This window comes from Rhodococcus sp. P4_B6, assembly GCF_056402215.1.
Window position 1 is genome coordinate 1 of record NZ_JBFUHV010000250.1, and the last position, 9,524, is coordinate 9,524.

The 9,524-nt window shown below is 60.4% G+C and carries 4 protein-coding genes and 1 pseudogene; 3 read left to right on the plus strand and 2 right to left on the minus strand.

Translation table 11 applies throughout. From position 1 onward, the window contains the following. Positions 1-194, minus strand: a pseudogene (locus tag AC1DWT_RS46900) (ISAzo13 family transposase); the annotation flags it as partial. Between the two features lie 854 nt (positions 195-1,048). Between AC1DWT_RS46900 and AC1DWT_RS46905 the strand changes: the two are divergent. The 3 genes from AC1DWT_RS46905 (at position 1,049) to AC1DWT_RS46915 (ending at position 7,983) form a co-directional block, all read left to right on the plus strand. After that, positions 1,049-2,542 carry a purine-cytosine permease family protein gene (locus AC1DWT_RS46905; protein WP_477925883.1) on the plus strand — a complete coding sequence of 498 codons (1,494 nt, stop codon included), beginning with the start codon at positions 1,049-1,051 and terminating at the stop codon, positions 2,540-2,542. 57 nt (positions 2,543-2,599) lie between these two features. Then, on the plus strand, positions 2,600-3,925 hold the full coding sequence (locus AC1DWT_RS46910) for a M20 family metallopeptidase (protein ID WP_477925884.1): 1,326 nt from the start codon (positions 2,600-2,602) through the stop codon (positions 3,923-3,925). Positions 3,926-6,342: 2,417 nt separating this feature from the next. After that, positions 6,343-7,983 (plus strand): PucR family transcriptional regulator, encoded by a 1,641-nt coding sequence (locus tag AC1DWT_RS46915; protein WP_477925885.1) that lies wholly within the window; start codon positions 6,343-6,345, stop codon positions 7,981-7,983. A 454-nt stretch (positions 7,984-8,437) separates the two neighbouring features. Here AC1DWT_RS46915 and AC1DWT_RS46920 read toward each other — a convergent pair. After that, positions 8,438-9,524, minus strand: a 1,087-nt coding sequence (locus tag AC1DWT_RS46920) for a M20 metallopeptidase family protein (protein ID WP_477925886.1), incomplete at its 5' end; no start/stop codon positions are given.

Below are 9,524 nucleotides of genomic sequence, written 5' to 3' on the forward strand. Positions count from 1 at the left end.
GTCACCTCCTCGGCTTCCGCGCGGCCACGGCGCACGGTATCGGCGGCCACACCCGTCGCGGAGGCCACGATCGCCACACCACCGGGACCGAGCTGCGCGGCCTCGACCCCCAGCCACACCCGACGTTGGCGCTCGTTCAAGTGCCCACGAATAGTCTCGTAACGCCATCCCAGCGCCTCTGCCGCATCCGCCATGCCACAACGGTAACGCCATCATCATTAAAAGCGACGTTAATTCCTCGCGATCCCTTAGACGGCACTCCCGATCAGTGAGTGCACATGTCCAGCGGAAAATGGTCTTTGAGGGATCCGGGCAAGACTGGACTGCAGTGCCGGCGCACCGGTGCCAGCAGTTGCGCCGGGACGACCGCGCAACCAGTGTGGGGCGGGAAGCGATGGACGACGATCGACCGCCTTCATTTCAGGCAGCGCACCTCTTGCTTTGACTTGCGCCCGCGGCGCGTTGCATTGAGAGCCCGCGTAACAGGTGCGGCTCGACCGATTTGAGCAATGGTCACGGCGCGAAGGCAACCCGCCGGTTTGCCGATCACCGATGCGGGTGAGCCGGTGCCAGGACGAGGCTTCGATCGGGGCGGCGACTGGGTAGCTGGCGAATTCGGCACCGAAGGACCCGCCGGTGGATCAAACCCTCAACCCGGGACGGGACCCCCCTTGTCCGCGGTGAGGTTTTGATCCCGCACCGCCACGAGGCCGAGATGAGCTGTACAGGCAGTATCGCACCGAGGGGGCATCAGCTGCCCGATTTGCGTTCAGACCGTCGGGTGAGCACCCTCGCCGCACCATCCATCGAAATAGATCGACATGGTGCCCTTTTCGAATCGATGTCCCGACGGAGTGGTGAACCTACGTCTACACCGACCATCGGTGGCGGGCTCGCCACTGTCAGACGGCGGCGCAGGCACAGGGTCCCGGTACGGTCGGTAACAGTATCTGTTACATACGTTTCACGCAGGAAAATTGGGCGTAGACAGGAATATTTGTTCCATGTAAGTTGGCTCTCCAACCTGGTCTTTCTCTCTCCCTGCAAGTTGACCGAATTGGAGATCATTGTGGCGGCGGAATACCCGAATCAAGATGTCGGAGAGGGCCAGTACGAGCCTCGGTCGAACGTTGAAACCGATGAACCCACGCGACTACGGCAACCGAGAAACGTTGAGCACCACGGTGTCGAGCCGGTTCCCCCAGAGGAACGGACTGTTCGCTGGTTTGATCTATTTCAGATCATCGTCAACGTGCTTCTCAATCCGGGCTTAATCCTCATCGGAGGGTTAGCGGTGGTATCGGGGCTATCGTTCTGGGCAGCAGTGACAGCTCAGGTCCTCGGTGTCATTATCGCCTTCACGGCCTACACAGTCATGGCCACTGTAGGAGTTGATTACGGACTGCCAGGAATCGTATCCACGCGAGCGTTCGTCGGCATCGGGGCTTCCCGATGGATAATCTCCATCTTGAGAGCGATCAGTTCCGCGTTCTGGTTCGCCTTTCAGACCCTCGCCGGCGCAATGGGAATCCATGCCGTTCTCAATCAGTGGCTAGGCCTCGACGTGTCGCTAGTCATCCTCAGTCTTGCGTTCGCAGTCTTGCAGGCATCGGTCGCGCTGTTCGGCTACGGATCCCTGAAGTGGCTGTCCAAGATCGCCTTTCCCACCAAGATTGTGATCCTCGGGTATCTATTTTACGTTCTCGCCACGCACGACGCACCGGGCTTTGCACCGAGCGAAGTCTTCGCGTTCACTGGCACTGAAGGTTGGAAGTGGGCCGTGTTCGCCCTGTGGGTAAACGCGGTAGCAGCCAGTTGGTTCAGTCAGGTCACGGACGCCGCCGACTACTGCCGGTACTCGCGATCCCGGAAGGATATGTGGATCGGAACCATGGCCGCGGCCGTAATCGGAACCGCAGGTTCGGCATTCTTCGGCGCGTACGCTGCCGCCGCCACGCTCGGACAGACGGCTAACGCGTTCGAGGTCATCCCCACGCTTAACGTCGGTGGCGCCACATTAGCGCTGGTCCTGATCGTTCTTGTGCTCGACAATTGGACGATCAATGTCTTGAACCTCTACACCGGCGGACTGTCACTCGCCAACCTCACGACCCGTCTGGGCCGGTTCTGGTCCACCATCATCGTCGCTGCAGCGGGCACAATTTTGGCCAGCATACCTGCACTCGTGAACGACTTCAGTGACTTCATGAGCGCAATGGGCAATCTCTTCGCGCCGATTGTAGGGGTGATCATCGCGGACTACGTCGTACTCAAACGGGGATATATCGACGTAGCTGCGCTCTTCGATCCTGCAGGCCCATACAGATACTTCAGGGGGGTCAACGTGCTTGCACTCACATGGTCGGTCGTCGGCTCATTGATCTACTTCGCACTCCCGACGACTGTTCTACCGATCCCACTCGTCGCGGTTGTCTCAGGACTCGGATACCTACTCTCCGCGCGATTGCTTCCACAATCCGCACTTGTCCCGGATCACCGCCCGCTCGACAGCGGACGACCAACCGTCGATGCACGCACCTGATCTCTAGCACCCACACCACAGGGAAAGTCCAAAGAGACAGAGACAATGGAGGAAACGATGTCGCAAAAGAAGGCAATCGAGATTGTTCTTGCTCAGATTGATCGCCAGCGCGACCGCCTAGTCGAAACCGTGCAGGAACTTATTCGAATTCCGACCGTGAACCCGAAGTTCGAGACCGGGGAATATATCAACAGGGAGCCTGAAGCGCAGGAGTTCGTCGCAGCTCTGTTGAAGTCGGCTGGAATGACGACCACCATCCATGACGCGTTGCCGCACCGCCCGAATGTAATTGGTGCCCTGGAGGGTACAGACGAACGAAGTCTTGTCCTCAACGGGCACATCGACGTGGTTCCCACCGGCGACCGATCGGATTGGGAATCCGACCCCTTCGGCGCCGACATCCGCGATGGCCGCATCTACGGACGCGGAAGCTACGACATGAAGGGAGGCCTGGGCGCGGCCATCGCCGCGATCCAGGCGCTCAGCGAGAGCGGGATCGAGCTGAACGGCCGACTCGAACTGCACAGTGTGGTCGACGAAGAGGCAGGCGGGTTCGGGACGAGACACCTGGTCGATCGCGGACACAGTGCTTCCGCAGTCATAGTCGCGGAGCCCACGCAGAACGAAATTATGGTCTGCCAACCGGGGCTCGAATGGGTGCGCGTAACGATCCGAGGGCGAAGTGCACACGCTGGGTGGCGGTACAACGACATCTACCCTCAGCGGCACTCAGCCGACCGCATGCGCCCTGGAGTCAACGCAGCAGAGCTCGCTGCTCGCTTTATCACGGCGGTCGGGCATCTCGAGCGTGGGTGGGCCATGCGGAAAACGCATCCGCTGCTGCCACCCGGAATCACCACAATCAGCCCGAGTGTCGTGCACGTCGGTGCTGGAGTCGGCCAGAGTGGTTTGCCCGTCACCGTTACTAATCCGGCAATCACACCCGACGTCGCCGTAATCGACTTCGATTTGAAGTACCTACCGACTGAAGAATCTCATAATATCCGAGTCGATTTCGAGAAGTTCGTTCATCACTGGGCGATGCAAGATCCGTGGCTAAGCGAAAATCCCCCTGTCGTTCAATGGGAACTGGCCGGCCTGCACTTCCCCGCTTTCGACACCTCTCCGGACAACCCACTGGTCACCAGTCTGGTGAATCAGAGCGAGCGGCTGGAGATGTCCGGTCGCATCACCGGCTTCCCAGCGGTATGCGATGGGGCGTTCTACCGAAATTCTGGCGCCACCCCGGTCATTTTCGGTCCTATCGGGGCTGACGCCCACGGACCGAATGAGTGGGTCGACATCGATTCGATCGTCAACGTCACGAAGGTCATGGCGGTGGCGGCGATCGAATACTGCGGTCTCGCCGGCGATACAGGCTAGAGCTACGGGTCGGTCCTATAGCTCCTCGCTCTTCCTCAGTCAGCCAGATTGGCCGTCATTTTGAGCTGGCCGACGAGTGCGGAGCTCTCCACGCACACGCCTTCTGTCATCCCCGAGCAGCCGGATGCGCTACTCGGCTCCTCGGGGATGACACGTCGGAGCGATGCAGGTTGGGCAGGAGGATGTCGTCGTTGATCGTTGTATTCGATCGAACGAATGCAGTGGGGAAGGGACACAACTCCCGTCAGACCAGTGGCTGCAGAAGCTCCGCCGCTGCTGCTGCCGATCCATCTCTTGCGGCGTTTTCGAATCCAAGCAGGCCGGCTGGCGCTGACCAAAGGACTCGATGCTGCACATAGTGTGCCAATAATGAACGACATCAGACGAATTAGACCACAGAGACAGTTCGTGCCGCGCGGCCTGTCGTGTGAGGCGGTCGCGTTCGGGGAGGTCGGGCGCCGACCGGGCAGCTTCGGCGTAGAGCCGCGCTGCGGTCACCGGGTTCATTTCAACGCGTAAGGTCGCGCGGTCACGGCAGACTAATGGCGACGTCGGACTACTCTGGCGGGTATGCGGCGGCTAGGTGGCGAATCGTCCCAGAGTCGCATCCGGCCTCGGCGATCGTCCTCCAAAGTTCATGGTTGAAACGCGAGCGCGACATGCCGAATTGGACGAAGATCTCGCTTGCAGGTGCGCCGCCGTACGGCGCCCAAGATAGAGCGAACCGGAGGAGATCATTCTCATCCACGAGGTGTTGCCCAGCGGAAGACCTGATTCGCCCACCCTTTCGACGTTTGCTTTCTCTGTAGCGGGCTATTTCATCCTCGATGTGCGTGTTGTCGCACGACCCCGGATCGTGCGGCGCGCGGTACCTATCGGCGTGGTCGATTCCTCGGAGACGTCGAGGTGCATATTCGGGCATAGCGATCACTGTCTGTCGAGTTGGAAATGTTGATGGAAGAAGTACCCAGCCATAGGCATACGAGCGAGCATGCTCTCGCGAACCTCTCCATGGCAGTAGCAACTACCGTTGGTCGATACTCTCGGTCGGATACAAGCTATGCGCCTGCGCATGTGCCGCCTTTCCGCGAGCACTGCACGATTGCGAACTGCGCGGAAGCTCATTCTCGCAGGGCGCTGTTCCCTCCCTCAGTCGTTCACCGTTCGCTGGCCTCGGTCGTACTCGACGCGACCGGAATGCAAGCCGCAAATGTGCTGTCGCGCGGTATGGTCGGCCGGTGAGCTAATCGTCGAGTTCCCAGGGGCCTGATCGCTGCTGACCGAGCTGCGCAACCTCGGAGAATTCTTAGCCACTCCCAATCGCATCGTGCGGGCTGCTGGGACCCGGCGTAGAACACCTAGTGCTGAGGCAGCGCGATCGGAGGATCAGTCATCCCAGGGCCCACAACTGCACTGATATCAACATACGAGTTCGTGACGTCGAGCAGATATCCGATCGGGACCCCGGGCGCAAGCTCACGCAGTACCAACGACCCGCATCCTGACACATCCAGTACGCCCAGTTCGGTGATGATTCTGCCGACACTGCCCTGAACCAGAACTGGTAGCTTACACGCGTCCACAAGCCGCGGATTACCCTGCCGGTCTGTATGTTCCATGACGACGGTAACCCGGCATGCCTTGTGCGCCGATTCCAACGCCCTGCGCTCTCGTGCATCGCTGCGAGGGAGAATGGATACACCGCTCGCAAGATCTCCAGCCGGCGAAACCTGCATGCCGGTGGGCCGAGTTGCGGCAGCGATCTCTACTCCCGGTTCGCAGAGCGCCGATTCGAGAAACGTCGCGGCGCTGTGGACTGCAAAGGCAACAAGTTCAGAACGCGATCCTCGTGGAATCCGTCGATTTTCCAGACCTGCTCCGTGAGTGTGCGTACACCAATGTGCCGCTGAGCCGACAGGCAAGACTCCCGTGATCAGGGTCGGAAGACCGAGCCCAAGACTGGTTTGGTCACAAACGATCATCTCAGCTCGGGCGCGCGAAACCATCTGGTACCGGTTCCATCCGATCTGAGGGAAGGTGATCATGGTGCTCCCTTCGTCCGCGCCGCTGTACGGCATTTACGCAACTGTTCGCCGACAACCGATGCTGACGGGCCAGTGTCCGACTCGCCGGAGTTCGGTCAGTGCCAATTCGCCGTATCGTGGTGAGCCGAGGCWCGCTCGCCCGACCGCCGTGCACTGCAAGGACCATCACTCTCGCCGCTGCCTCAACTTCCCCAGCAAAGAACTGTTTCATTCATCCGACGACATGGACTATAATCTGAACGGAATGTTACATAAGAACGCGCACGTACGGAAGAGTTGACCGGTGCTGATTTGTTCGAGTAGTCGTTGCGGCGACGAGTGGGCACCCGAGAGCCTTTCGTGACGGGCAACTCGACGTCTAGTGTTCCGTCTATGCGCTCAATCGAGCAGAGATCGTCCCGCCCGGGAATGGACGTGTCCTTCTGCCTTCAGCTCCCAGATCTCGCTCAGGCTTACATCCTGTCCGGTGAGGATCTACTCGGAGCCGTTGTTGACTGGGTAGCCGTCATGGAGTGGCCCATCGAGAACTTCGTCAATGCCGGCGATTTCATTTTGACGACGGGAATCGGCTGCGACGAAGCGCAACTTGCGACCCTGGTGGCGGACGTGGCAGCGTCCGGCGCCGCGGCGGTGTGCCTCGCCGTCGGCGACGGTGCCCCACACCTCACAGTGCCCGAGTCGGTCATCGACCGCGCTCGGGAATCGGGTGTAGTACTTCTCGGGATACCTTGGCGAGTCCGATTCTCGGATGTGTCACGTTCGATTATTGAGGCCTTGTACTCACGGAACCGCGGTGGACAAGCGCGCCCTGGCGGCGATTTGCCGTTCGAGTTTACTCGGGCGCTTCTTGAAACGGGCGGAGTGGCCAGCGTCGCTCAGGCCCTCGAAGGCGTGGTGGATGCACCGGCGGTCGTTCTCGATGTGGCCTCGGCCATCATCGGGTCCAGTTCGATCGCCTCGGATTGGGTCGATCGCGGTCAGATGCAGGCCATCCTCGAAGAGCTCGCCACCGCAATCAGTACCGGCGATCTCGATGGCACGGACGCCGTACGACATTTCGACTGCTCTGACTCAACTCTGGTCGTCGCACCCGCACACGGACAAGGAAAGGTTTTGGGCTGGGTGGTTGTGATCGCGGGCGGCGCCGCTTCGGCGGAGATCGCCGATCGCGCGGTCCAGCATGCGGCCACGGCAGCAGCGATCGAGCTGCTCAGGCAAGAGGCGGCGGAAGAGTTCGGATCCCGAGCACGGGGGCAGTTCGCGTGGGGGTTGGCCGCGGGCGAGTTCGATTCGCCGCAGGAGCTAGCAGCGCGTTCTGCATTACTCGGGCTGCCACTGAATACACAGTTCACGGTGAGTCTGGGGCTGGCTGAATCCGAGGACGAGCACAACGAATCCAGCAACAGCGTCGCACGAGAAGTTGCGCAACGACTCCGGATGCGGCTCCAGCACACCGGGAGTATTGCTACACATCGCGAAAGCGAGATCCTGCTTTGCCTCGACCAGGGCGAGACAGCGTTGGATGCACTATTCGACGATCCTTCGCTGAAGCCTTACACCAGGCGGGTCTCATGGGGAACTGCCAGCGGGTTGCACAAGTTGTCGGATCTGCAGGATGCCGCTGCACAAGCGCGCACGGCGCTGGCTGTCACCCGCGCGGTGCGCGGGCCGGGTCGGGCCGCCACTGCGGACCAACTGGGTTCGTTCATGCTCTTGCACGGGCTCGAATCGGAGCCAGTCGCAATGAAATTGGCTCGGGACACCATCGGACCGTTGGAGGAAGCGGACACCAAGCGAAGTTCAGATCTGCTCGGTACGTTGGCTGTCTATCTCGACGAGAATGGCAACATTTCGTCGGCCGCTCGGCGACTGCATCTGAATCGGCATTCATTGATCTACAGGTTGAAGCGTATCGAACAACTCACCCAACGCAATCTCGACTCGCATGAGGATCGCCTACTCCTCGACATCAGCATGCGGGTGCGCCAGTTGAGGGGACCCAACCCGGACTAGATGTGTGCCCGGAGTGCGTCCGCGAGCTTCTCAACGTGGACGAGTGCGCGGCGCTTAGCTTGGGCAGGCGCGGCGCGACAAAGGTCCTCTCAGCTGACTGCCCCGATTTCACCTGCACTGATGAAGAGACGGTTTCGCCTCAAGGAAGTGATCGACTCTGAATCGGGGATCCGGCAGTCTGCGTCGCTGCTAACCCTTCCTCCTTCGGTGCCCGTCGTCATCAATCGCGGTCGAACATCTACGTGCGATCTTTTCGAGATCTTCGTTCCCACCTTTTCGCGTCGTGGGGGGGCGGGACACATATGCGCATAGGGAGCTCGGAGGGTGCGCACGAGCGCTGCATGCCGTCCAGGAACGTTCGAATCCCGGGATTGCGGTGATCGACGATGTTCTGGGGTCAATCACGACAGGCTTGTCGTCAGTGGACCGTCGCATTGAACCGCTGAGTTCAGGTTCACATGACAGGAGCCGTGACCGCGACATGCTGAGCTCCTGCGAGATAACCGGCCAGCATACTGCAGGCCACCCGCCAGAGTGCTTCGTCATCGGGGAGGTAGCCAGCCGTGTGGAGTCCTTGCCCGTTCGCTTCCGGGGTGCCAACGAACATCATGAGGCTGGGGGCGACTTCTCCATAGAAGGCGAAATCGTCGGCACCGTATGATCGGAATTCGCCGATCTCCATGCCGGTTGACTGCAGAATTCTGGAGGCAGACAGCGCCAGGTCGGCATTATTTTCCAGGGACGGTTCCCCCGGATGGATGACCACGTCCGCAGAGCAGCCGTGCGCGAGGGCAATGCCTTCAGCGACTTCGCGGATGCGCTCCTGGATCATCTTGCGCTGTCGGACCGACATCGACCGGATCGTGCCACCAACGGTCACTTTATCGGGAATGGCGTTGGGTGCATTTCCTCCACGGACGCTTCCGATGCTCACGACAGCGGAGTCCACTGGGTCAGTGTTGCGGGAAACGATCTGCTGGCAGGTCACGACAAAACTGCTCGCAGCCAGAAGTGGGTCACGGGAGTTGTGCGGATACGCCCCGTGAGCGGACGAACCGTGCATCGTGATCACGAACTCGTCGGACGCGGCATTAACGACGCCCGGATTGCAGGCAATGACCGTGGAGTTCAACGCGGGCTGCACGTGTGCGCCCACGATCGCCGAGACTTCGTTGTCGAGGAGAACTGTGCTGTTGACGAACTCGAGTGCGCCCGAGGGTGATGTCTCCTCACGGGGTTGCAACAATCCCACCAGGGGCGCCGGACGGAGCGGCAGGCCGGAGACGGTTCGGGCGACGGCAATGAACGCCGCCATGTGCACATCGTGTCCGCATGCATGCATTGCACCGTTGGTCGAGGCCCAATCGACTCCGGTGTTTTCGTCTATCGGCAGTGCATCCATTTCAGCTCGAATCGCCACGGAYGGACCCGCTGTACCGATGCGGACCAATGCAGCATGTCCCGGCATTCTCGTGCACGCCGCACTCGCAGGCAGATTCGCCAGAAGCGTTTCGAGGGTGCGTCCTTCGTCACCTGAGAGA

What these genes read in the sequence shown, in the direction of transcription:
- AC1DWT_RS46910 (WP_477925884.1), top strand. Translation starts at nt 2,600, where the DNA reads ATGTCGCAAAAGAAGGCAATCGAGATTGTTCTTGCTCAGATTGATCGC.
- AC1DWT_RS46915 (WP_477925885.1), top strand. Translation starts at nt 6,343, where the DNA reads ATGCGCTCAATCGAGCAGAGATCGTCCCGCCCGGGAATGGACGTGTCC.